Genomic DNA, 21126 nt, shown 5'->3' with positions numbered 1-21126 from the left:
GGAGAACAACACATGAACGCTCCCGAATCCCAATCCCTGCAACGCGGCCAGCGCGAGATCCGCGCGCCGCGAGGCACCCAGCTGCACTGCAAGAACTGGCTGATCGAAGCCGCCTACCGCATGATCCAGAACAACCTGGACCCCGACGTGGCCGAGCGTCCGCAGGACCTGGTGGTGTACGGCGGCATCGGCAAGGCCGCGCGCAACTGGGAATGCTTCGACGCGATCCTGGACAGCCTGCGCCGGCTAGGTGAAGACGAGTCGCTGCTGGTGCAGTCGGGCAAGCCGGTCGGCGTGTTCCGCACGCATCCCGACGCGCCGCGCGTGCTGATCGCCAACTCCAACCTGGTGCCGCACTGGGCCACATGGGACAAGTTCAATGAGCTGGACCGCGCCGGCCTGATGATGTACGGCCAGATGACCGCGGGCTCGTGGATCTACATCGGCACCCAGGGCATCGTGCAAGGCACCTACGAGACCTTTGTCGAAGCGGGCCGCCAGCACTACGACGGCGACCTGTCGGGCAAGTGGATCCTGACTGCGGGCCTCGGCGGCATGGGCGGCGCGCAGCCGCTGGCGGGCGTGCTCGCGGGTGCGTGCGTGCTGGCGATCGAATGCCAGGAATCGCGCATCGACTTCCGCATTCGCACTCGCTACCTCGACAAGAAGGCCACCACGCTCGACGAAGCACTGGCGATGATCGCCGAGGCCACGGCAAAGAAGGAGGCGATCTCGGTCGGCCTGCTCGGCAACGCCGCCGACATCGTGCCGGAGCTGGCCAAGCGCGCGCAGGGCGGCGGCATGCGCCCGCATATCGTCACCGACCAGACCTCCGCGCACGACCTGGTCAACGGCTACCTGCCGCAAGGCTGGACCGTCGAGCAATGGGAAGACGCACGCAAGCGCGATCCCAAGTCGGTGGAAGCCGCCGCGCGCCCGTCGATCGTCAAGCACGTGCAGGCCATGCTCGACTTCCAGAAGATGGGCGTGCCGACGGTCGACTACGGCAACAACATCCGCCAGGTCGCGTTCGACGAAGGCGTGCAGAACGCCTTCGATTTCCCGGGCTTCGTGCCCGCCTATATCCGTCCGCTGTTCTGCCGCGGCAAGGGGCCGTTCCGCTGGGTCGCGCTGTCGGGCGATCCCGAGGATATCTACAAGACCGACGCCAAGATGAAGGAGCTGTTCCCCGAGGACAAAGCCCTGCATCGCTGGCTAGACATGGCGCACGACCGCATTGCCTTCCAGGGCCTGCCGGCGCGGATCTGCTGGGTGGGTCTGGACGAGCGCCATCGCGCCGGGCTGGCCTTCAACGAGATGGTGAAGTCGGGCGAACTGAAGGCACCGGTGGTGATCGGGCGCGACCACCTCGACTGCGGCTCGGTGGCGTCGCCGAACCGCGAGACCGAGGCGATGCGCGACGGTTCCGACGCTGTATCCGACTGGCCGCTGCTGAACGCGCTGCTGAATACCGCCGGCGGTGCCACCTGGGTCAGCCTGCACCACGGTGGTGGCGTCGGCATGGGGTTCTCTCAGCATTCCGGCGTGGTGATCGTGTGCGACGGCACCGACGCGGCGGCAAAGCGCATCGAGCGCGTGCTGTGGAACGATCCGGCCACCGGCGTGATGCGCCATGCGGATGCGGGCTATGACCTTGCCATCGCCTGCGCGCACGAGAAGGGCCTGGACCTGCCGATGGTGAAGGGCGTATGAGCCCGGCGCTGATTGAATCCTTCGCGCTGGCCGAGATCGCGCCCACGCGCTGGAAGAATGGCGGCGGTAACACGCGCGAGATCGCGGTGTGGCCGCCGGGTGCGGGCATGGATGACTTTGTCTGGCGCCTGAGCGTGGCCGATATCGAAAGCGATGGACCGTTCTCGGCGTTCCCGGGCATCGACCGCCAGATCGTGCTGCTCGACGGCGCGGGCGTGACGCTGCGCGCGGACGACGGCAGCTTCAGCCATCGCCTGGCCGGCGTTGGCGAGCCGTTCGCGTTTTCCGGCGATACCAGCTTGCAGGCGACGCTGCTCGACGGCGCCACGCGCGACTTCAACGTGATGACGCGGCGCGGACACTGCCGTGCGCGCGTCGAAGCGTTCCGCGCCGGATTTGCGGTCAGCACCGGCAGCCACACGCTGTGCTTGCTCGCCGTCAACGGTGCCTGGCAGGCGCAGGACGGCGCCACGCTGCTGCAAGCGGGCGACGGCCTGCTGGCTGGCGCGGCCGCGGCCGCATCGAGCCTTGCGTTTGAACCCGCCGGTGACGCGGCGCTGTGCCTGTGCGTCACCCTGGAAATGGAGCCCGCTCAATGACGCTGACCTATGCATCCGCCGTGCCCAGCGCGGACGGTGTCTGGCACAACTGCCACCTGCTGCCCGACGCCGATCCCGCGCAGGCGATCCGCGATGCCGCGCTGGTGGTCGAGCACGGACGCATCGCCTGGCTTGGCGCGACAGCGGATTTGCCCGAAGCCTGGCGCGGCGCGCCGCGCCATGATGCCAACGGTGCCTGGATCACGCCGGGGCTGGTCGATTGCCACACGCACCTGGTCTACGGCGGCCAGCGCGCCGACGAGTTCGCCATGCGCCTGGCCGGTGCCGGCTATGAAGAGATCGCGCGCGCCGGCGGCGGCATCGTCTCGACGGTGCGCGCCACGCGCGGCGCCGACGAAGACACGCTGTTCGCGCAGGCCGCCGCGCGCCTGCAGCCGCTGCTGGCCGAGGGCGTCACCGCCATCGAGATCAAGTCCGGCTATGGCCTGAACCTGGAATCCGAACGCAAGCAGCTGCGCGTGGCGCGCCGGCTGGGCGAGCATTTCGGCATCTCGGTCTACACCACCTTCCTCGGCGCGCACGCGCTGCCGCCGGAATACGCGGGCCGTGCCGACGACTATATCGAGCTGGTCTGCAACACCATGCTGCCGGCGCTGGCCGACGAGGGCCTGGTCGATGCCGTCGACGCCTTCTGCGAGTCGATCGGTTTCTCGATCGCCCAGACCGAACGCGTGTTCGACGCCGCCGCGCGCCACGGGCTGCGCGTCAAGCTGCATGCCGAGCAGCTCAGCAACCTGGGCGGCGCCGCGCTGGCGGCACGCCATCGCGCGCTCTCGGCCGACCATCTCGAGCATCTCGACGAAGCGGGCGTGGCCGCGATGGCCGAAGCCGGCACGGTGGCGGTGCTGCTGCCGGGCGCCTACTACTTCCTGCGCGACACCAACCTGCCGCCGATCGCGCTGCTGCGCCAGTACGGCGTGCCGATGGCGATCTCGACCGACCACAACCCCGGCACCTCGCCGGTGACTTCGCTGCTGCTGATGATGAATATGGCTTGCACGCTGTTCCGGCTGACGGTGCCGGAGGCGCTCGCCGGCGTGACTGCGCACGCGGCGCAAGCGCTGGGCGCCGCCGATCGCCATGGGCGGCTGGCCGCGGGCCGGGCTGCCGATTTCGCGCTGTGGCGCATCGATTCGCCCGCCGAGCTGGCGTACTGGTTCGGCCGCAATCCGGTCGCGACGGTGGTGCGCCAGGGTCGGGTCCATGCCTGCGCGGGAGCCATGGCATGAGCGGCACGCAACTGTTCGCGCCGTTTGCGCTGCTGCCGGACGGCTGGGCCCGCGACGTGCTGCTGGCCTGGGACGAGCACGGCCGCTTCACCGCCGTGCAGGCGGGGGCGGCGCCAGCCGCCGGCGTGCCGCGTGCGGCGGGCCCGGTGTTGCCGGGCATGCCCAACCTGCATTCGCATGCGTTCCAGCGCGGCTTTGCCGGCCTGACTGAATTCCGCAGCCGCCCGCAGGGCGACGATCCGGCCGGCGCCGATTCGTTCTGGAGCTGGCGCACGCTGATGTACCGCTTCGCGCAGCGGCTCTCGCCCGACACGCTCGAAGCCATCGCCACCCAGCTCTATATCGAGATGCTGCGCGCGGGCTACACCAGCGTGTGCGAGTTCCACTACGTGCATCACGACGAAGGCGGCAGGCCCTATGCCGACGCCGCCGAGATGTCGCTGCGGCTGCTGCGCGCGGCGCAGCGCGCCGGCATCGGCATGACGCTGCTGCCGGTGCTGTACCAGAGCGCGGGCTTTGGCGGCAAGCCGCCGCTGGAAGGGCAGCGGCGCTTCCTGCACGACACCGATGCGATGCTGAGGCTGCTGGAACGGCTGCGCCCCGCGTGCGCGCAATCCGGCGCGCGCCTCGGACTGGCACCGCACTCGCTGCGCGCGGTGCCCGAGGCAAGCCTGCTGCATGCGCTGGCGGGCCTGCGCGCGATCGACGCGCAGGCGCCGGTGCACATCCATATCGCCGAGCAGCAGAAAGAGGTCGACGACTGCATCGCGTGGTCGGGCACGCGCCCGGTGACGTGGCTGTTCGACCATGTCGACGTCGATGCGCGCTGGTGCCTGGTGCACGCCACCCATATGGACTGGGACGAGCGCCGGCGCCTGGCGCACAGCGGCGCGGTGGCCGGCATCTGCCCGACCACCGAGGCCAACCTGGGCGACGGCGTGTTCGAGGCAGCGCCCTACCTGGCGCAGCAGGGCGCATGGGGCATCGGCTCGGACAGCCATGCCAGCGTCAGCGTGGCGGAGGAGCTGCGGCTGTTCGAGTACGGCCAGCGGCTCGGCCTGCAGCGGCGCAACGTGCTGGCATCCGACACGCACGCGCAGGTGGCCGACCGCCTGTACCTGGAAGCGGTGGCCGGCGGCGCACGTGCAGCGGGCCGCGCGGTGGCCGGTCTGGCAGCGGGCCAGCAGGCCGACTTCGTCGTGCTGGACGGCGCGCATCCGACCCTGGCGGGACTCGACGGGCCGCAGGCGCTGGCCACGCATGTGTTTGCCTGCCACGGCCATGAGACACTAGCGGAAGTCCGCACTGCCGGCCGCAGCCGCGTGCAGCATGGCGCGCATCCGCTGCAGGCGGAGGCCGGGCGCCTGTTTATCGCGGCGCGCGCCAGCCTGCTGGCCGACTGAAACCGGGCACACGCCCACTGCATCGAACCACCATGTCCTTTTCCACCGATACCCCCGCCTTCACCCTGCACCGTGGCACGCGCCCGCTGCTGGTATCGATGCCGCATGTCGGCACGCACCTGCCCGCATCGGTCTCGGAGCGCCTGAGCGCCGAGGCCCGCACCGTGCCCGACACCGACTGGCACCTGGAGCGCCTGTACGACTTCGCGCGCGAACTGGGCGCGTCGGTGCTGGCGGCCACGCACTCGCGCTACGTGGTCGACCTGAACCGCCCGCCCGACAACGCCAACCTGTATCCCGGCCAGGACACCACCGGCCTGTGCCCGGTCGACACCTTCGACAAGACGCCGCTTTATGCCGACGGCAACGGTCCCGACGACGCCGAGATCGCCGCGCGCCGCGATGCGATCTGGCGCCCGTACCACCAGGCACTGGCCGACGAGCTGGCACGCCTGAAGGCCGAGCATGGCACGATCGCGCTGTGGGATGCGCATTCGATCCGTTCGGTGCTGCCGCGCTTCTTCGACGGCAAGCTGCCCGACTTCAACCTCGGCACCGCCAACGGCGACAGCTGCGACGCCGCGCTCGCCGGCCAGCTGCTGGAACAGGCCAGCGCGGTACCGGGCCATACCGCGGTGCTCAACGGCCGCTTCAAGGGTGGCTACATCACGCGGCAATACGGCAAGCCGGCCGAGGGCGTGCACGCGGTGCAGCTGGAGCTGTCGCAGTGCGCCTACATGAGCGAGGTGTATCCGTTCGCCTATGACGAGGCGCGGGCCACGGCGCTGCAGCCGGCGCTGCGCGGCATGCTGGCGACGGTGCTGGAGTTTGTGGAATCGCGGTGAATCGGGCGGGGTGCCGCCGACAGCAAAAGAAAAAGCCCGGCAATGCCGGGCGTGAACACGTCAACGAAGGCTTATTTCTTCACGACATTCTTGTCGGCCTTGCTCCCCGTCGCCGCGTTGTACTTCTCGACATAGGCCTCGAACAGCTTGCGGATCGAGCGCCCGATCTTGGCGTAGTCGGCTTCGTTCAGGTTGGCCAATGACACCCGCCCTGACGGGTGGCGCGTGCCGAAGCCGCGGCCCGGCAGCAGCACCACGCCGGCTTCGTCGGCCAGCTGGAACAGCAGCTCGTTCGGCTCGACCGAGTTCATGATCCACTTGACGAAGTCCGGCCCGATTGCCTTGCCGCCCAGCTGCTCGATATCCAGCAGGGTGTAGTAGTCGACCGCGTTCGGATCATCGCTTTCCGGCGCGATGCCGATCTCGCGATACAGCGACGCCTTGCGGCTGCGGATCAGCCGCTTCATCGCGTTCTTGTAGTTGTCCGGCGTGTCCATCAGCGAGAACAGCGAGAACAGCACCATCTGCACCTGCTGCGGCGTGGACAGGCCGGCAGTATGGTTCAGCGCCACGGTGCGGCTGTCGGCCACCAGGCGGTCGATGAACCTGAGCTGCTCCGGCTCGGTGGTGATCGAGCTGTAGCGCTGGTTCAGTTCCCGGCGATCCGCGTCTGGCAGCTTGCCGATCTGCAGGTCGAAGATATTGTCGCGATGCGTGGCGATCACGCCCAGGCGCCAGCCGGTAGCGCCGAAGTACTTCGAGAACGAGTACACCAGGATGGTGTTCTTCGGGCACATCGCGAACAGCGAGACAAAGTTGTCGGCAAAGGTGCCGTATACATCGTCGGTCAGGATGATCAGGTCGGGGCGCTCTTCGATGATCGAGGCCAGGTATTCAAGGCTCTCGTCGCTCATGCGCACCGACGGCGGGTTGCTCGGGTTGACCAGGAAGAAGGCCTTGACCTTGGGGTCGCGCAGCTTGTCGAGCTCCTTTTTCGAATACTGCCAGCGCGAGTCGGGATCGGCGTCGATCGAGAGCTCTTCCAGCTGGTAGTCGTTCAGCTCGGGGATCTCGATATACGGCGTGAAGATCGGCATGCCCAGCGCAATGGTGTCGCCGGGCTTGAGCAGGCGGTTCTCGCGGATGGAGTTGAACAGGTAGGTCATGGCGGCGGTGCCGCCTTCGACCGCGAACAGGTCGAACTCGCCGATGAACGGGTGGTTGCCGATCATCTCCTTGCGGATGTACTGGCCGACGATCTTCTCCGACAGCTTGAGCATGCGGTCCGGCACCGGATAGTTGCAGGCGAGGATGCCTTCGCACATTTCATAGAGGAAATCGGTCGCGCTCAGCCCCAGCTGGTCGCGCACGTACGACACCGCGCCGGCCAGGAACTTCACGCCCGGAGTATCGGCGAACTCTCGCGCAAACAGATCGAAGCGCTCCTCGATACCTTCGCGGCGCGGAAAGCCGCCGACGCCCTCCGGCATGTACGAGAAAGAGCGCTCCGATTCGCGCATCGCGAACAGGCCGAGTTGCCAGAAGCCGTGGCGCGGCACCGTCGCCAGGAAATTGGGGTTGCCGCGGCCGGCGTTCAGCATGAGACGCTCGGCGTCACTGCTGGCCAGCTTGATCAGTTCATCCTTCAGTTCGAACGGCGAGAGGCTGGACAGCTTGGAGATATCGAGCTTGCTCATGGCTTGCTCCTGTGTAGACGCTTGTTGTTGGATTGGCGGGCCGGCACCGGCGGCACGGCCCGCGCAGCAGCGGAGAGGGCAAAGGGAAACGCGCTAGACCAGGCCCACCACCAGCGGGCCCAGCAGCGTCAGCAGCACGTTGGCGAGCGCGTAGGTGATGGCGAACGGCACCGTGGGCACCGGGCTTTCGGCCTTGTCGAGGATGCCGCCGAAGGCCGGGTTGGCGCTGCGCGAGCCCGACAGCGCGCCGGCCAGCAGCGCGGCGTTGTCGTACTTCAGCACGTAGCGGCCGAACAGCATGGTCAGGAACAGCGGCAGCAGCGTCACCACCGCGCCCAGGAGGAAGATGGTCAGGCCGCTCTGACGCAGCGTGGTCACTGCCTGCAGGCCGGAATTGATGCCGACGATGGCGACGAACGCGGCCAGCCCAAAATCCTTCAGCAGCTGGCACGCGGCGGTCGGCATGGCGCCGAACATCTTGTGCTTGGACCGTGCCCAGCCGAACACCAGCCCCGACAGCAGCGCGCCGCCGCCCGCGCCCAGTGTCAGCGGGATCGAGCCGACGCGCCAGACCAGCAGGCCGATCAGCAGGCCCACCAGCACGCCGGCGCCGAAGTAGACGAAGTCCGTCTTCTCGCTGGGCACCAGCTCGTAGCCGGCCATCCCCGCCGCGCGCTTGGTGTCGGCGGGCGTGCCATACAGCGTGAGGATGTCGCCATGCTGCAGCTTCAGTTCAGGCAGCAGCGGCAGCGGGTGATCATAGCGCTCGATGCGCTCGATATAGACGCCATGGCGCATGTCGCGCCCGACCATGTCGACGATCTCGGCCACGGTCTTGTTGTTCATGCCCTTGGCGGTGAACACCACGTTGCGCGACTGCATCACCGCGCCCATGCCGTCGGCATCGGCCACTTCCTCGCCGATTTGCGCGGCGGCCGGCACGATGGCATCGCGGCGGCCGACCAGCAGCACCAGGTCGTCGTGCTGCAGCACCAGGTCCTGCGTGACGTCGAGCTGCTTGCCCGCGCGCTGCACCTTTTCCACGGTGACCAGGTCCTCGCCGCCCATCTCGAGCTGCGCGACGGTCTGTCCGGATGCGTCATTCACGCGATACAGCCGGCCGACCAGCCGCGGCAGCGCGCCGCGCTGGCCCGGACCGTACTGGGGCAGGCCACCGTTGAGCTTGGCCTCGACCTTCTTGGCATCCGCCTTCAGGTCCGCCTTCATGAAGCGCGGCAGGATGTTGACGCAGACGATGATCGCGCCGAGCGAGCCGAACACATAGGTCACCGCATAGCCGATGGCGACGTTGGCCTGCAGGGTCTTGACCTGGTCGGGCGGCAGGCCCAGCTTGGTGATGGCATCGCCCGCGGTGCCGATGATGGCCGACTGCGTCATGCCGCCGGCGGCGAGGCCCGCGGCCAGGCCCTTGTCGAGATGGAACAGCTTGGCCAGCACCACCACCGTGACCAGGCCGCACACCGCCATGAACACCGCCATGGCGATCTCGCGCAGCGAGCTGCGGTTCAGCGAGTTGAAGAACTGCGGGCCGCTTTCATAGCCCACCGCGTAGATGAAGACCGCGAACATCACCGCCTTGACGCCGTTGTCGATCTCGACGCCGACCTGGCTGATCACCACCGCGGCCAGCAGCGAGCCGGCCACGCCGCCCAGCTGGAAACGCCCGAACGTGATCTTGCCGATCGCGTAGCCAACCGCCAGCGACAGGAACAGCGCGGATTCGGGCGACTTCTGGAAAATCACGTGCAACCAGTCCATCGAAGGCTCCTGAACGAGTGAGGCAGGTTGGGCGAGTTGTGGCATCCGGGCGTGGGGGCGCTGGGGCTCGGCCTCGCAGGCGGCGCGCGCGCAGGGGCCGCGGTGCGTGGCGCGGCATACCGGCCCGGGCGAGGGCGAGCGTGGCGACGCTGGCCGTTTGCGGTGTCGGCACGCAGGCAGCACGTGCGACGGCATGGCCGTGTCGAGGCAGCGAAAGGATTATCTCTGCCGCTCCGGGGGCGGCGTAGTGAAAGCTTTTGTCGGCGAATTAAACGCGGTCAACAATGCGCGCGCGGGGTCGCGCGGCTCGCGGTAGCGGACTCGATGGCGGCGCGCCAAAGCACGGCGCGCACCCGCCTTAGGGAGGGTGCCGCCTCACCCGTACGGGTGCGGCGGCAGCGAGGAATGCGCCGCGCTCAGCGCCCGCCGGCCAGGCGTGCTTCGATATGCTTGGCGCGCTCGAGCGAACCGGGGTGCGAACTCAGCATGCTCGATTGCCCGCCATCGAGTTGCGACATCTTGCGGAACGCCGATGCCAGCGCCTGGCGGTTGGCGCCGTTCTTCGTCAGCAGGTCGAAGGAGTAATCGTCGGCCGCGGTTTCCTGGCGCTGCGAGAACTGTGCATTGACGAACTGCTCGGCCAGCGCGCCGATCTGCGACGACGACAGCGCCGTCAGCGAAGCGATGCCAGTCGACCCCAGCAAGCCGCGCGCCGCGGCCGCGGTGTAGGCCACCTGCATCGCCGCCTTGGTGTGGCCCAGCGCCACATGGCCGATCTCGTGGCCGACCACGCCACGCACCTCGTCGTCGCTGAGCAGGTCCATCAGCCCGCTGTAGACGCGCACGCAGCCGTTGGCCATGGCCCAGGCATTGATGTCCTTGGTCATGTAGACCTTGGCATCGAGCGGCAGCCCGGTATTGCCCAGGCCGCTCATCACGGTGGCCAGCCGCCGCGCATAGGTGCTGCCGGCCGGCGCGATGGTGTTCTTCTTGTCCATCTCGGCGCAGGACTGGTCCGACAGTGTTTTCACGTTGCTGTCCGACAGCGTGGCGGCGGTGAACAGGCTGCCGCCCGCCTGGGTCAGGCTTTCCATGTTGGCGCCGGCACAGCCGGCCAGCAGCGTGGCGCAGGCGAGGGCGGATAGGGTCAGTCGGCTCATGGTCGCTCCGGGGTTGATGGGAGGGCAATGCCATAGGATAGGAAGCCACGCCCCGGGGCACCAGTGGGCGCTGTCCGACACACCTTGAAACGTCGGTCGGAAGGCATTGGAGGTATAAGCGATGTGACCGAACCGGCTGGTGACAGGGCGAATATCCAAAGCGGGCCTCAGCAATGCCCGAGTCGGTGGCTTGATCTTTATTCGTTTATAGACGAAAATGAATCTCTACCGAATCGAGCACTACTTGACGCCGGGCGAGCATCAGGATCTCTACCTGGACTGGCTTCGGCGGCTGCGTGACAGCCAGGCCAAGGTGGCGGTGATTCGCCGGGTGGCCCGGGTCGAGTTGGGCAATTTCGGCGATCACAAGTTCTGCCGTGACGGCGTGTGGGAGTTGCGCATCGACGTCGGGCCGGGCTATCGGGTTTATTGCTCCGTGTCCGGTCATCGCGTGGTGCTGCTCCTGTGTGGTGGCGACAAGCGGACGCAGGACGCGGATATCGCCCGAGCGGTGGGCTGTTGGCAGGACTGGCAACGGAGATCGGATGATGAGAAGCAGGCCCCATGACGAGGCGATGGCCGAGCTGTACCACAGCGATCCGGCTCTGGCGCTGGAGGTCATCAATGGCATCCTGGCCGATGGTGACCAGGCAGAGTTGCTGGTCGTGCTGCGCCAGATGGCGCAGGCCTTTGGCGGTGTTCAGGCCGTGGCCGAGCGGGCGCACCTGAATCCTACCCAGCTCTATCGCACGCTGTCGCCAAAGGGCAATCCGGCGCTCAGCAGCCTGTCGGCCATTCTCGAGGCGATGGGAATGCGGCTGGCGGTGCAGCCATTGAACACATCTGCTCACGCGACCTGAAGACTGCCACGGCGGTACGCCTCGATGACGATGTTCTCGAGGCGTTGAAGGCAAGCGGACCGCGCTGGCAAACGAGGCTCAATGTCCTGGTGCGCGACTGGCTGAAGACGCACAAGCTAGAGGAAATCGAGGTCTGAGCCCGGGCAGGAGCCGGCCTGAGGTGGACGGCTTTTTGGCTGCGAGCTTTGGCAGGGAAGGAGTCTGGTGCCCGGGGTCGGACTCGAACCGACACGCCTTGCGGCGGGGGATTTTGAGTCCCCTGCGTCTACCTGTTTCACCACCCGGGCAGGTGTGACGGCATCGGAACCGATGCCGGGCTGAGCCCGGGATTATGCCGGAAATCCTGCTCCCGGACAACCGGCGCCGGGCCGGTCCCGGGCCTCGCAAATCCGGTAGCATGGCGACCAGTCCTGCGCCCGCCAACCGTACCGATTGCGCCGATCCCGACCGCCATGACCGACCCAGACTTGCTTGCGCGCCTTGCCAGCCTGCCTTCGCAGGACCCCGCCTTCTATGACCGCGAGTACAACAACCGCGCCAATGTGCCGGACAACCCGGCCCATCTTGCGCGCTGGGCGCAGTGGTCCGCGCAGGTGCGCGGGCGCAGGGCGTTCCTGGCGGACCTGAGCTATGCCGGCGCGGACTCGCGCCATGCGTCGGGCGAGACCCTGGACTACTTTCCCGCGCAGCGCGCCAACGGCGCCTTGCCGCCGCTGCTGGTGTTCGTGCACGGCGGCTATTACCGCGCGCTGGACAAGCACGACCACAGCTTCGTCGCCGGCGCGCTGCCGGCGCTGGGGGTGTCGGTGGCCGTGGTCAACTACACGCTGGTGCCGGCGGCGACGGTGCCGGAGATCGTGCAGCAGGTGCTGCGCAGCGTGGCCTGGCTGTATCGGCAGGCGGACCGTCTCGGCCATGACCCGCAGCGGCTGTTCGTGGCGGGGCATTCGGTGGGCGGCCACCTGGTGGCGATGCTGATGGCCGCGCGCTGGCCGCAGTTCGGAGCCGACCTGCCTGCAGGGCTGATCCGGGGCGGGCTCTCGGTCAGCGGGCTGTACGACCTGGAGCCGCTGCGACGCGCGGCCTTCCTGCAGTGCGACCTGAAGTTATCGGAAGCCGATGTCGCGCGGCTGTCGCCCGCGTACATGGCCCCCGCCGGCGATGCGCCACTGGCGATCGCCGTGGGCGAGCTGGAGGCGGCCGAATACCACCGCCAGCATGCGCTGATCCGCGCGGCGTGGCCGGCCAAGGTGGCGCATCCGGCGGCGAGCGACCTGGTGCTGCCGGACTGCCATCATTTCAACGTGCTGGACAGCCTGGCCAGCGCGGACGGCGCGCTGACGCAAGCGGTGCTGCGGCTGGTGGAGCGCTGAGCCCCGGCGCGCGCCAGCGCCTCAGTCCTCCAGCACGCGCAGCAGCGACGAGGTATCGTCCTTGCCCCAGCCCCTGGCCATCAGGGCGCGCAGTTGCGCCGAGGTGGCCTGCATCGCCGGCAGTTCCAGGCCGATTTCCTCGGCGATGTCGCGCGCCAGACCGAAGTCCTTGTCGTGCAGCCGCGCCTCGATGCCCGCGGCAAAGTTGCGCGCCACCATCTTGGGACCCATCAGGTCGAGCATGCGGCTGCCGGCCATGCCGGTCGCCATGGCTTCGAACACGCGGCCGGTATCGACCTGCTGCGCGGCGGCAAAGCGCATCGCTTCGGCAATGCCTTCGATATTGACCACCTGGGCAATCTGGTTGCACAGCTTGGCGACCTGGCCCGCGCCGTGGTCGCCGATATGGGTGATGGTCTTGCCGAGCAGCTCGAGCAGCGGGCGCACGCGTTCCAGCATCTCGGCCTTGCCGCCGACCATGATGGTCAGCGTGCCGGCCTCGGCGCCCATGGTGCCGCCCGAGACCGGGCAGTCCAGCGCCTCGATGCCGCGCGCGGCCAGCGCCGCGGCGATTTCGCGCGTGACGATGGGCGAGATGGTGCTGTGGTCGACGCAGATGGTGCCGGGCGCGGCCCCGTGGATCACGCCCTGCGCGCCCAGCAGCACCTCGCGCACGTCTTCGGACGAGGTCACGTTGGTGAAGACCACGCTGGCGCCGCGCGCCGCCTCGGCGGGCGTGAAGAACGGTTCTGCCCCCAGCGCGCGCGCGGCCTCGGCGGCTTCCGGGCGGCGCACGAAGGCGCGCACGGTGTGGCCGGCGGCCAGCAGGTGGCGCACCATGTGCGAGCCCATGGCGCCCACGCCGATAAAGGCGACGGTGACGGGGGTGGGAGTGGTGCTCATGCCATGCTTCCTTTCCTGATGCGTTGTTGCATTGATGCGGCGGGCTACTTGTCGCCCGCATAGGCGAACTTGCCGTTGCGGATCACCCCCATCACGCGCGAACGCTGGTCGAAGCCCTGGTGGTCCTTCGGGTTCAGGTTCATCACGCCGTTGGGGATGGTGAGATTGGTGGTGGTCTCCAGCGCGTCGCGCATGGCCGCGCGGAACTCGCGCGTGCCGGGCTGGGCGCCGGTCTTCAGCGCGCGGCGGGCGGCGTCGTCGAGCAGCATCCATGCGCCCCAGGCATCTCCGGCGAACTGCGTCACGCTGTCGGCGCCGTACTTTGCTTCGTAGCGATTGACGAAGTCCAGCGCCACCTTGCGCACCGGATGGCTCTCGGGCAGCTGGCGCGCGACCACCACCGGCCCGGTCGGGAACAGCGTGCCTTCGACGTCCTTGCCGCCCATGCGCAGGAAGTCCCAGGTGGCGATGCCATGGGTCTGGTAGACCTTGCCCTTGTAGCCGCGCTCGCCCAGCGTCTTCTGCGGCAGCACCGACGGCGTGCCGGCGCCGGCGATCAGGATCGCGTCCGGGTTGGCCGCCATCAGCTTGAGCACCTGCCCGGTGACCGAGGTGTCGTTGCGCGAGAAGCGCTCGTTGGCCACCACCCGGATCTTGCGCAGCTCGGCCAGCTTCGAGAACTCCCGCCACCAGCTTTCGCCATAGGCGTCGGCAAAGCCGATAAAGCCGACCGTGCGCACGCCGCGGTTGCTCATGTACTCGGTCAGCACGGTGGCCATGTGCGAGTCGTTCTGCGGCATCTTGAAGGCCCATCGGCGCTTGGCGTCGGTCTGCGGCTCGACGATGGCGGCCGAGGCGGCCAGCGCCACCATCGGGGTCTCGCCCTCGGCCACGGCGTCGAGCGCGGCGATCGCGGTGGGCGTGATGTTGGGGCCGACGATCACGTCGACCTTTTCCTCGGAGATCAGCTTGCGCACGTTGCGCACTGCGGCGGCCGGGTCGGTGCCGTCGTCCAGGATGATGTAGTGCGCCTTCTGGCCGCCCAGCGTCTGCGGCCACATCAGCACGGTGTTCTTGGACGGGATGCCGATCGAGGCGGCCGGCCCGGTGGTGGACACATCGATGCCGACGCGGATGTCGGCATGCGCGGCGCCGGCGACGAACAGCGCGCCGGCAAGCAGCAGGGGGCGCAGGGGCAGCTTCAGCATGGTCTCCTCCGTTCTTATATGTGACGGGAAAGGATAGCCGAACTCGGCCGGCGGGGCACCGTGGCCCGGCGGCAGCGGCTTTAGCAGCCTTAGCGCACGCCCAGGCGCCAGAGCGAGGTCACTTCTGCCGAGCGCGCCGCGTGCAGCGGGTCGGCCGCATCGGCCGCGCGCGGGTGGCGCGGGCGGATGTCGGAACGGCCCAGCACCTTCAGCCCGGCCGCCTCGATCCAGCCCGTCAGTTCGTCGCGTTGGCGCAGGCCCAGGTGCTCGGCCAGGTCGGACAGCAGCAGCCAGCCCTCGCCGCCCGGTTCCAGGTGCTCGGCCAGCCCTTGCAGGAAGCCGCGCAGCATGGCGCTGTCGGGGTCATAGACGGCGCGCTCGACCGGCGAACTGGGCCGTGCCGGCACCCACGGCGGGTTGCATACCACCAGCGGCGCGCGGCCGGCGGGAAACAGGTCGGCCTCGATCACCTCGACCTGCCCGGTGTAGCCGAGCCTGGCGATGTTCTCGCGCGCGCAGGCCAGCGCGCGCGCGTCCTGGTCGGTGGCCACCACGCGCTGCACGCCGCGGCGGGCCAGCACCGCGGCCAGCACGCCGGTGCCGGTGCCGATATCGAAGGCCAGCGTCGTGGCAGGCAGCGGCTCGGCCGCGACCAGGTCGATGTACTCGCCGCGCACCGGCGAAAACACGCCGTACCACGGGTGGATGCGGTCTTCCAGCGCCGGGATCTCCACGCCCTTCCTGCGCCACTCGAACGCGCCGATCATGCCCAGCAGCTCGCGCAGCGAGGCCACGTAGGGCTCGCCCGCCGGGCCGTAGACCTGTTCGCACGCTTCCTGCACATCGGGCGCGCGGCGCAGCGGGATCTGGTGGCCGGCCTCGAACGGCAGCAGCAGCATGCCCAGCGTGCGCGCGCGCTGCGACTGCGCCAGCCGGTGCAGGTGGAAGGCCTCGGTGGGCGACGCGGCCTGGCTCTTGTCCCGGGCCTTGTGGCCGGGGCGGCTGGCCTTCTTGGGCTTGCGCTCGGTGCGGCGCGCCAGCGCGTTCAACAACTGGCGCGCGTTCTGGAAATCGCCCCGCCACAGCAGTGCGGTGCCTTCGCAGGCAAGGCGGTAGGCGGTATCGGCGCTGGTGGTGTCGTCGGCGACGACCACGCGCCGCGGCGGCGGCAGGCCGGCCTCGGAGCGCCAGGCGGCGCTGTGCTCGACGCCGTTTTCGGTCCAGTGGATGCGGGGCAGGTCGCTCACAGGACCTCCGGACGGCAGGTTGGGATGTGCAGGGCAGGCATCGTGGATTGACTTCTTATTAGAGTGGGGCGGCAGCGGTGGCCGCCTCAGAGTTCGTAGGCTTCGTGTTCGCCGGACATGGCCTGCTCGACCAGCTTGCGGTTGAGCGTCGGCGAGAACAGTTCGATGAAGGTGTAGACAAAGCTGCGCAGGTAGGCCCCCTGCTTGACGGCCAGGTGGGTCACGTTGCTGCCGAACAAGTGCCCGGCGGCAATGCCGCGCAGGTTGCGGTCGCGCTCGGCATCATAGGCGACGCCGGCGACGATGCCCACGCCCAGCCCGATCTCCACATAGGTCTTGATCACGTCCGCGTCAATGGCCTCGAGCACGATGTCCGGCGCCAGGTGGCGCAGCGCGAAGGCCTTGTCGATCTTGGTGCGCCCGGCGAAGTTGGCATCGTAGGTGATCAGCGGGTATCCCATCAGGTCTTCCAGCGCCAGGTGCTTCTTTTCCAGCAGAGGGTGCTCGGGCGGCGTAATCACCATATGGGTCCACTGATAGCCCGGCAGCGACACCAGGTTCTTGTCGCTGGAGATGCCTTCAGTGGCGATGCCGATGTCGGCCTGGTCATGCAGCAGCATGTCGGCGATCTGGGCCGGGTTGCCCTGCTGGATCGACAGCCGCACCTTGGGGTAGCGCTTGGTGAACTCGCTGATCACGCGCGGCAGCGCATAGCGCGCCTGGGTGTGCGTGGTGGCAATGGTGAAGTTGCCCTGGTCCTGTGCCGCATAGTCCATGCCAACGCGCTTCAGGCTTTCCACCTCCTGCAGGATCTTCTCGACCGAGCTGAGGATGCGGCGCCCGGGCTCGGTCAGGCTGCGGATGCGCTTGCCGTGGCGCGTGAAGATGTCGACGCCGAGTTCTTCTTCCAGCTCGATGATGGCCTTGGATACGCCGGGTTGTGACGTATATAGCGCTTTAGCTGCCTCGGTCAGGTTGTAGTTCTGCCGGACGGCTTCCCGCACGAAGCGAAACTGGTGCAAGTTCATATATCTGCGTTCGTATAAACAAACAACTTCTTATTAGTTTGAGGTATGAGGCCAGTTTATTACGATTCTCGAACTTTGTTAATGAACGGCCTGCCCTCGGTGCGCCTTCTCGCCGCGGACAGTTCCACGGCGAGATCCGCGGGCCACGCCACACCGAGTCCCCCATGTCCCTGGCCTATACCTTTTCCGGTCTGTTCGTAGGCGTCCTCGTCGGACTGACCGGCGTGGGAGGGGGCTCGCTGATGACGCCGCTGCTGACGCTGCTGTTCGGCTTCTCGCCCGCCACCGCGGTCGGCACCGACCTGGCCTTCGCGTCCATCACCAAGGGTTTCGGCACCATCGCGCATCGCGCCCACGGCCACGTGCAGTGGCAGGTGGTGCGGCGCCTGTGCATCGGCAGCCTGCCGGCGGCGGTGGCCGCCATCCTGGTGCTGAAGAGCGCCGGCGAACTCGACGGCCGGTGGCTGCATGCGATCCGCGTGACCATCGGCGTGTCGGTGCTGCTGACGGTGCTGTCGCTGCTGTTCCGCCGCCAGATGCTGGCCTGGCTGGAACGCAACCCGCGCTTCCAGCTGCATGGCCGCAGGCAGGTGGTTGCCACCGTCATCGTCGGCGTGGTGATCGGCGTGCTGGTCACAGTCTCGTCGATCGGCGCCGGCGCCGTCGGCGCCACGCTGATCCTGCTGCTGTATCCCCACATGAAGCCGGCCGAAGTGGCCGGCACCGACATTGCCTACGCCGTCCCGCTGACGGCGCTGGCCGGGCTGGGCCACGTATGGCTTGGCACGGTCGACTGGAATTTGCTGCTGGCGCTGCTGGTGGGTTCGATCCCCGGCATCTGGCTGGGCGCGCAACTGTCGCGGGCGCTGCCCGAGCGGCTGGTGCGTGCCGCCCTGGCGACCACGCTGACGCTGGTCGCCATCAAGCTCGTTTCCTGAATTCAACGAATACTGAACGGACCCCGCCATGTATCAGTACGACCAATATGACCAGCGCATCGTCGCCGAGCGCGTCGCCCAGTTCCGTGACCAGGTGCGCCGCCGCCTGTCGGGCGAGCTGACCGAGGAAGAATTCCTGCCGCTGCGGCTGCAGAACGGCCTGTACATGCAGCGCCACGCCTACATGCTGCGCGTGGCGATCCCGTACGGCCTGCTGTCGTCGAAGCAGATGCGCAAGCTGGCCCATATCGCGCGCGAATACGACCGCGGCTACGGCCACTTCTCGACCCGCCAGAACATCCAGTACAACTGGATGGAGCTGGAGCGCGTGCCCGACGTGCTGGCCGAGCTGGCCAGCGTCGAGATGCACGCGATCCAGACCTCGGGCAACTGCGTGCGCAACATCACCACCGACCACTTCGCCGGCGTGGCGCCGGACGAGTCGGTGGATCCGCGCGTGCTGGCCGAGCTGCTGCGCCAGTGGAGCACGTTCCAGCCGGAATTCGCCTTCCTGCCGCGCAAGTTCAAGATCGCGATCTCGGCGTCGAAGGACGATCGCGCCGTGGTGCAGATGCACGACATCGGCGTCTACGCCTACAAGAATGCCGACGGCGAAACGCGCCTGCGCATCCTCGCCGGCGGCGGCCTGGGCCGTACCCCGATCCTGGGCACGATCATCAAGGACGACCTGCCGTGGCAGCACATGCTGACCTACATCGAGTCGGCCATTCGCGTGTACAACCGCTACGGACGCCGCGACAACAAGTACAAGGCCCGCATCAAGATCCTGGTGAAGGCGATCGGCGCCGACAAGTTCGCCCAGGAAGTCGAGGAAGAATGGCAGCACAGCAAGGACGGTCCGGCCACGCTGACGCAGGTCGAGTTCGACCGCGTGGCGCAGTACTTCACGCCGCCCGCGTATGAAAAGCTGGCCGACACCGACGCTTCGTACGAAAACCACCTGCTGGAAGACAAGGCGTTCGCGCGTTGGGTCAGCCGCAGCGTGCACGGCCACAAGGTGCCGGGTTACGCCGCGGTGACGCTGTCGACCAAGCCGGGCCTGGCCTCGCCCCCGGGCGACGCTACCGACGCGCAGATGGAAACCGCGGCGGACCTGGCCGACCAGTTCGGCTTCGGCGAGCTGCGCGTCGCGCACGAGCAGAACCTGGTGCTGCCGGACGTGAAGAAGCAGGACCTGTACGCGCTGTGGCAGCTGGCGAAGAAGGCCGGCCTGGCCACGCCGAACATCGGCCTGCTGACCGACATCATCGCCTGCCCGGGCGGCGATTTCTGCTCGCTGGCCAATGCCAAGTCGATCCCCATCGCGCAGGCGATCCAGGAGCGTTTCGACGACCTGGACTATGTCTATGACCTGGGCGAGATCTCGCTGAACATCTCGGGCTGCATCAACGCCTGCGGCCACCACCACGTCGGCAATATCGGCGTGCTGGGCGTCGACAAGGATGGTTCCGAGTGGTACCAGGTCACGCTGGGCGGCGCGCAGGGCAACCAGACGGCGCTGGGCAAGGTGATCGGCCCGTCGTTCAGCGCCGAGGAAATGCCCGACGTGGTGAGCCGCATCATCGACACCTTCGTGGCCAACCGCATCGAAGACGAGCGCTTTATCGAAACCCTGTCCCGCATCGGCATCGCCCCGTTCAAGGAGCGCGTCTATGCCGACAAGCAGCCGCGCGAGCGCGCCGAAGCCTGAGGACCGGAGAGACTGAACATGGCAAAGATCATTCAACTGCAACGTGACGGGGCGAACGTCACCCCGGTGATCGTCGAAGACAACTGGACCGTGCTGCGCGCCACCGAAGAACAGCCGCTGACCGAGGAGCGCATCGCTGCCGCCGCGCAAGGCCAGGACGCCGTGCTGTTCCCGCTGTCGGTCTGGAAGGCCAATGAAGCGCTGCTGGCCGGCCGCGACGCGGCCCGCACCGGCGTGTGGCTGGCGCCGGAAGACGAACCGGGCGATGCCGCCGCGTACTTCGAGCGCGTGGCGCTGGTCGCGGTGGACTTCCCGGTGTTCCGCGATGGCCGCGGCTTTTCCACGGCTTACCTGCTGCGCACCCGCTACAAGTGGGAAGGGCAGCTGCGCGCCATCGGCGACGTGCTGCGCGACCAGCTCAACTTCATGAAGCGCTGCGGCTTCGATGCCTTCGCGGTCCGTGCCGACAAGAACATCGAGGACGCCATCAAGGGCTTCACCGAGTTCACCGTGACCTACCAGGCGTCGGTCGACGAGCCGCTGCCGCTGTTCCGCCGCGCGCGCGCCGAAGTCGGTGCGCAGCCGAAGGAAACGGCATGAGCACGGTGCTGAGCGATATCGCGGTGGTGGCGGAGACCGGCGCCGGCGCGGTGTCGGGGCTGCGGCCGCCCGCGCTGTGGGTGGCGCCGGAGTACACCGGCAGCATCGAAGCGCTGGCACAGAAGGAACGCGAGCTGGGCGAGCGCCTGGCCGGCATTGCCGCGCGTTTCTACCGCGCGCGCTTTGCCTCCAGCCTGGCGGCCGAAGACATGGTGCTGACCGATGCCATCCTGCGCGGTACCCCCGCCGTGCGCGCCGGCATCCGCGTCTTCACGCTGCAGACCGGGCGCCTGCACGCCGAGACCCTGGCGGTGCTCGACAAGGTGCAGTCGCACTACGGCTACAGCATCGAGCAGTACACGCCGGACGCCGAGGCGGTCGAGAACTACCTGAAGAAGCACGGCCTGAACGCCTTCTACGACAGCATCGACCTGCGCAAGGAATGCTGCGGCATCCGCAAGGTCGAGCCGCTCAACCGCGCGCTGTCGCACGCCGACGCCTGGCTGACCGGCCAGCGCCGCGAGCAGGCCGTGACGCGCGCCGAGCTGCCGTTCGAGGAAATGGACGAAGCCCGCGGCATCCCCAAATTCAACCCGCTGGCGGACTGGAGCGAGGCCGAAGTATGGGCCTACCTGAAGCGCCACAACGTGCCCATCAACGACCTGCACGCCAAGGGCTACCCGAGCATCGGCTGCGAGCCGTGTACGCGTGCCGTGCGCGCGGGCGAGGATGTCCGTGCGGGACGTTGGTGGTGGGAGAGCAAGGACTCGAAAGAGTGCGGGCTCCACGAACAGAACATCAAGCATTGAGGC

20 protein-coding genes and 1 tRNA gene are annotated in these 21126 nt (G+C 68.0%); 13 read left to right on the top strand and 8 right to left on the bottom strand.

Annotated features, from left to right (window positions below; all coding sequences use genetic code 11):
* Positions 1-12: 12 nt before the first annotated feature.
* From hutU to hutG, 5 genes are read left to right on the top strand one after another with little or no spacing between them, the layout of a single operon-like run.
* Positions 13-1713, top strand: a complete 1701-nt coding sequence (gene hutU, locus CBM2588_RS14085) for a urocanate hydratase (RefSeq protein ID WP_115681020.1) — start codon at positions 13-15, stop codon at positions 1711-1713.
* Complete coding sequence (locus CBM2588_RS14080; protein WP_115681019.1) at positions 1710-2312, top strand: HutD/Ves family protein; 603 nt, start codon at positions 1710-1712, stop codon at positions 2310-2312. The genes hutU and CBM2588_RS14080 overlap by 4 nt, the downstream gene beginning before the upstream one ends.
* Positions 2309-3562, top strand: a complete 1254-nt coding sequence (gene hutI / locus CBM2588_RS14075; protein ID WP_115681018.1) for an imidazolonepropionase — start codon at positions 2309-2311, stop codon at positions 3560-3562. The genes CBM2588_RS14080 and hutI overlap by 4 nt, the downstream gene beginning before the upstream one ends.
* Positions 3559-4965 carry a formimidoylglutamate deiminase gene (locus CBM2588_RS14070; protein ID WP_115681017.1) on the top strand — a complete coding sequence of 469 codons (1407 nt, stop codon included), beginning with the start codon at positions 3559-3561 and terminating at the stop codon, positions 4963-4965. The genes hutI and CBM2588_RS14070 overlap by 4 nt, the downstream gene beginning before the upstream one ends.
* Before the next feature lie 32 nt (positions 4966-4997).
* Positions 4998-5810: an N-formylglutamate deformylase gene (gene hutG / locus CBM2588_RS14065; RefSeq protein ID WP_115681016.1), complete on the top strand. Its 813-nt coding sequence runs from the start codon at positions 4998-5000 to the stop codon at positions 5808-5810.
* Positions 5811-5881: 71 nt separating this feature from the next.
* Here the strand turns inward: hutG and CBM2588_RS14060 are convergent, their stop codons facing one another.
* The 3 genes from CBM2588_RS14060 to CBM2588_RS14050 form a co-directional block, all read right to left on the bottom strand.
* Entirely contained in the window at positions 5882-7507 is a 1626-nt protein-coding gene (locus tag CBM2588_RS14060) for a bifunctional aspartate transaminase/aspartate 4-decarboxylase (protein ID WP_115681015.1), read from the bottom strand.
* 93 nt (positions 7508-7600) lie between these two features.
* Positions 7601-9286, bottom strand: a complete 1686-nt coding sequence (gene aspT, locus CBM2588_RS14055; RefSeq protein WP_115681014.1) for an aspartate-alanine antiporter — start codon at positions 9284-9286, stop codon at positions 7601-7603.
* Between the two features lie 416 nt (positions 9287-9702).
* On the bottom strand, positions 9703-10446 hold the full coding sequence (locus CBM2588_RS14050; RefSeq protein WP_115681013.1) for a M48 family metallopeptidase: 744 nt from the start codon (positions 10444-10446) through the stop codon (positions 9703-9705).
* A 217-nt stretch (positions 10447-10663) separates the two neighbouring features.
* Between CBM2588_RS14050 and CBM2588_RS14045 the strand changes: the two genes are divergently transcribed.
* Genes CBM2588_RS14045 through CBM2588_RS31050 form a run of 3 tightly spaced genes read left to right on the top strand, consistent with a single transcriptional unit; the run spans position 10664 to position 11443 of the window.
* Positions 10664-11014 carry a type II toxin-antitoxin system RelE/ParE family toxin gene (locus tag CBM2588_RS14045; RefSeq protein WP_115681012.1) on the top strand — a complete coding sequence of 117 codons (351 nt, stop codon included), beginning with the start codon at positions 10664-10666 and terminating at the stop codon, positions 11012-11014.
* Positions 10995-11306, top strand: coding sequence for a helix-turn-helix domain-containing transcriptional regulator (locus CBM2588_RS14040; protein WP_115681494.1), 312 nt, complete (start codon positions 10995-10997; stop codon positions 11304-11306). Before CBM2588_RS14045 ends, CBM2588_RS14040 begins: the two co-directional genes overlap by 20 nt.
* Before the next feature lie 44 nt (positions 11307-11350).
* A complete protein-coding gene (locus CBM2588_RS31050) occupies positions 11351-11443 on the top strand; it encodes a hypothetical protein (RefSeq protein ID WP_231942145.1) in 93 nt (30 codons plus the stop codon).
* A 65-nt stretch (positions 11444-11508) separates the two neighbouring features.
* Here the strand turns inward: CBM2588_RS31050 and CBM2588_RS14030 are convergent.
* Positions 11509-11593 (bottom strand) — tRNA-Leu (locus CBM2588_RS14030).
* Positions 11594-11758: 165 nt separating this feature from the next.
* On the opposite strand from CBM2588_RS14030, the gene CBM2588_RS14025 reads away from it, so the two are divergent.
* The gene (locus CBM2588_RS14025; RefSeq protein ID WP_115681010.1) at positions 11759-12679 is read left to right on the top strand and encodes an alpha/beta hydrolase; all 921 of its coding nucleotides are present in this window, start codon (positions 11759-11761) and stop codon (positions 12677-12679) included.
* 21 nt (positions 12680-12700) lie between these two features.
* Here the strand turns inward: CBM2588_RS14025 and CBM2588_RS14020 are convergent, their stop codons facing one another.
* The 4 genes from CBM2588_RS14020 to CBM2588_RS14005 all read right to left on the bottom strand — a co-directional run bounded on the left by CBM2588_RS14020 (position 12701) and on the right by CBM2588_RS14005 (position 17065).
* Positions 12701-13582 (bottom strand): NAD(P)-dependent oxidoreductase, encoded by an 882-nt coding sequence (locus tag CBM2588_RS14020; protein WP_115681009.1) that lies wholly within the window; start codon positions 13580-13582, stop codon positions 12701-12703.
* 44 nt (positions 13583-13626) lie between these two features.
* Positions 13627-14790, bottom strand: coding sequence for an ABC transporter substrate-binding protein (locus CBM2588_RS14015; protein WP_115681008.1), 1164 nt, complete (start codon positions 14788-14790; stop codon positions 13627-13629).
* Positions 14791-14879: 89 nt separating this feature from the next.
* A complete protein-coding gene (locus CBM2588_RS14010; RefSeq protein ID WP_115681007.1) occupies positions 14880-16037 on the bottom strand; it encodes a methyltransferase in 1158 nt (385 codons plus the stop codon).
* An 86-nt stretch (positions 16038-16123) separates the two neighbouring features.
* A complete protein-coding gene (locus tag CBM2588_RS14005) occupies positions 16124-17065 on the bottom strand; it encodes a CysB family HTH-type transcriptional regulator (RefSeq protein ID WP_018008018.1) in 942 nt (313 codons plus the stop codon).
* 164 nt (positions 17066-17229) lie between these two features.
* On the opposite strand from CBM2588_RS14005, the gene CBM2588_RS14000 reads away from it, so the two are divergent.
* The 4 genes from CBM2588_RS14000 to CBM2588_RS13985 are packed head-to-tail and all read left to right on the top strand — an operon-like array spanning position 17230 to position 21123.
* On the top strand, positions 17230-18003 hold the full coding sequence (locus tag CBM2588_RS14000; RefSeq protein WP_115681006.1) for a sulfite exporter TauE/SafE family protein: 774 nt from the start codon (positions 17230-17232) through the stop codon (positions 18001-18003).
* Between the two features lie 28 nt (positions 18004-18031).
* Positions 18032-19714: a nitrite/sulfite reductase gene (locus CBM2588_RS13995; protein WP_115681005.1), complete on the top strand. Its 1683-nt coding sequence runs from the start codon at positions 18032-18034 to the stop codon at positions 19712-19714.
* 18 nt (positions 19715-19732) lie between these two features.
* The gene (locus tag CBM2588_RS13990) at positions 19733-20314 is read left to right on the top strand and encodes a DUF934 domain-containing protein (protein ID WP_115681004.1); all 582 of its coding nucleotides are present in this window, start codon (positions 19733-19735) and stop codon (positions 20312-20314) included.
* A complete protein-coding gene (locus tag CBM2588_RS13985) occupies positions 20311-21123 on the top strand; it encodes a phosphoadenylyl-sulfate reductase (RefSeq protein WP_115681003.1) in 813 nt (270 codons plus the stop codon). The genes CBM2588_RS13990 and CBM2588_RS13985 overlap by 4 nt, the downstream gene beginning before the upstream one ends.
* Positions 21124-21126: the final 3 nt, after the last annotated feature.

Source organism: Cupriavidus taiwanensis (assembly GCF_900250075.1).
In the GTDB taxonomy this organism is placed as follows: domain Bacteria; phylum Pseudomonadota; class Gammaproteobacteria; order Burkholderiales; family Burkholderiaceae; genus Cupriavidus; species Cupriavidus taiwanensis_C.
The sequence above is the reverse complement of the archived record's forward strand: the minus strand, read 5'-3'. Positions and strand labels throughout refer to the sequence as shown.

Bases quoted from the DNA above. Each gene is read 5' to 3' on its own strand.
- hutU (WP_115681020.1), top strand. From the start codon at position 13: ATGAACGCTCCCGAATCCCAATCCCTGCAACGCGGCCAGCGCGAGATC.
- CBM2588_RS14080 (WP_115681019.1), top strand. From the start codon at position 1,710: ATGAGCCCGGCGCTGATTGAATCCTTCGCGCTGGCCGAGATCGCGCCC.
- hutI (WP_115681018.1), top strand. From the start codon at position 2,309: ATGACGCTGACCTATGCATCCGCCGTGCCCAGCGCGGACGGTGTCTGG.
- CBM2588_RS14070 (WP_115681017.1), top strand. From the start codon at position 3,559: ATGAGCGGCACGCAACTGTTCGCGCCGTTTGCGCTGCTGCCGGACGGC.
- hutG (WP_115681016.1), top strand. From the start codon at position 4,998: ATGTCCTTTTCCACCGATACCCCCGCCTTCACCCTGCACCGTGGCACG.
- CBM2588_RS14060 (WP_115681015.1), bottom strand. From the start codon at position 7,507: ATGAGCAAGCTCGATATCTCCAAGCTGTCCAGCCTCTCGCCGTTCGAA.
- aspT (WP_115681014.1), bottom strand. From the start codon at position 9,286: ATGGACTGGTTGCACGTGATTTTCCAGAAGTCGCCCGAATCCGCGCTG.
- CBM2588_RS14050 (WP_115681013.1), bottom strand. From the start codon at position 10,446: ATGAGCCGACTGACCCTATCCGCCCTCGCCTGCGCCACGCTGCTGGCC.
- CBM2588_RS14045 (WP_115681012.1), top strand. From the start codon at position 10,664: ATGAATCTCTACCGAATCGAGCACTACTTGACGCCGGGCGAGCATCAG.
- CBM2588_RS14040 (WP_115681494.1), top strand. From the start codon at position 10,995: ATGAGAAGCAGGCCCCATGACGAGGCGATGGCCGAGCTGTACCACAGC.
- CBM2588_RS14025 (WP_115681010.1), top strand. From the start codon at position 11,759: ATGACCGACCCAGACTTGCTTGCGCGCCTTGCCAGCCTGCCTTCGCAG.
- CBM2588_RS14020 (WP_115681009.1), bottom strand. From the start codon at position 13,582: ATGAGCACCACTCCCACCCCCGTCACCGTCGCCTTTATCGGCGTGGGC.
- CBM2588_RS14015 (WP_115681008.1), bottom strand. From the start codon at position 14,790: ATGCTGAAGCTGCCCCTGCGCCCCCTGCTGCTTGCCGGCGCGCTGTTC.
- CBM2588_RS14005 (WP_018008018.1), bottom strand. From the start codon at position 17,065: ATGAACTTGCACCAGTTTCGCTTCGTGCGGGAAGCCGTCCGGCAGAAC.
- CBM2588_RS14000 (WP_115681006.1), top strand. From the start codon at position 17,230: ATGTCCCTGGCCTATACCTTTTCCGGTCTGTTCGTAGGCGTCCTCGTC.
- CBM2588_RS13995 (WP_115681005.1), top strand. From the start codon at position 18,032: ATGTATCAGTACGACCAATATGACCAGCGCATCGTCGCCGAGCGCGTC.
- CBM2588_RS13990 (WP_115681004.1), top strand. From the start codon at position 19,733: ATGGCAAAGATCATTCAACTGCAACGTGACGGGGCGAACGTCACCCCG.
- CBM2588_RS13985 (WP_115681003.1), top strand. From the start codon at position 20,311: ATGAGCACGGTGCTGAGCGATATCGCGGTGGTGGCGGAGACCGGCGCC.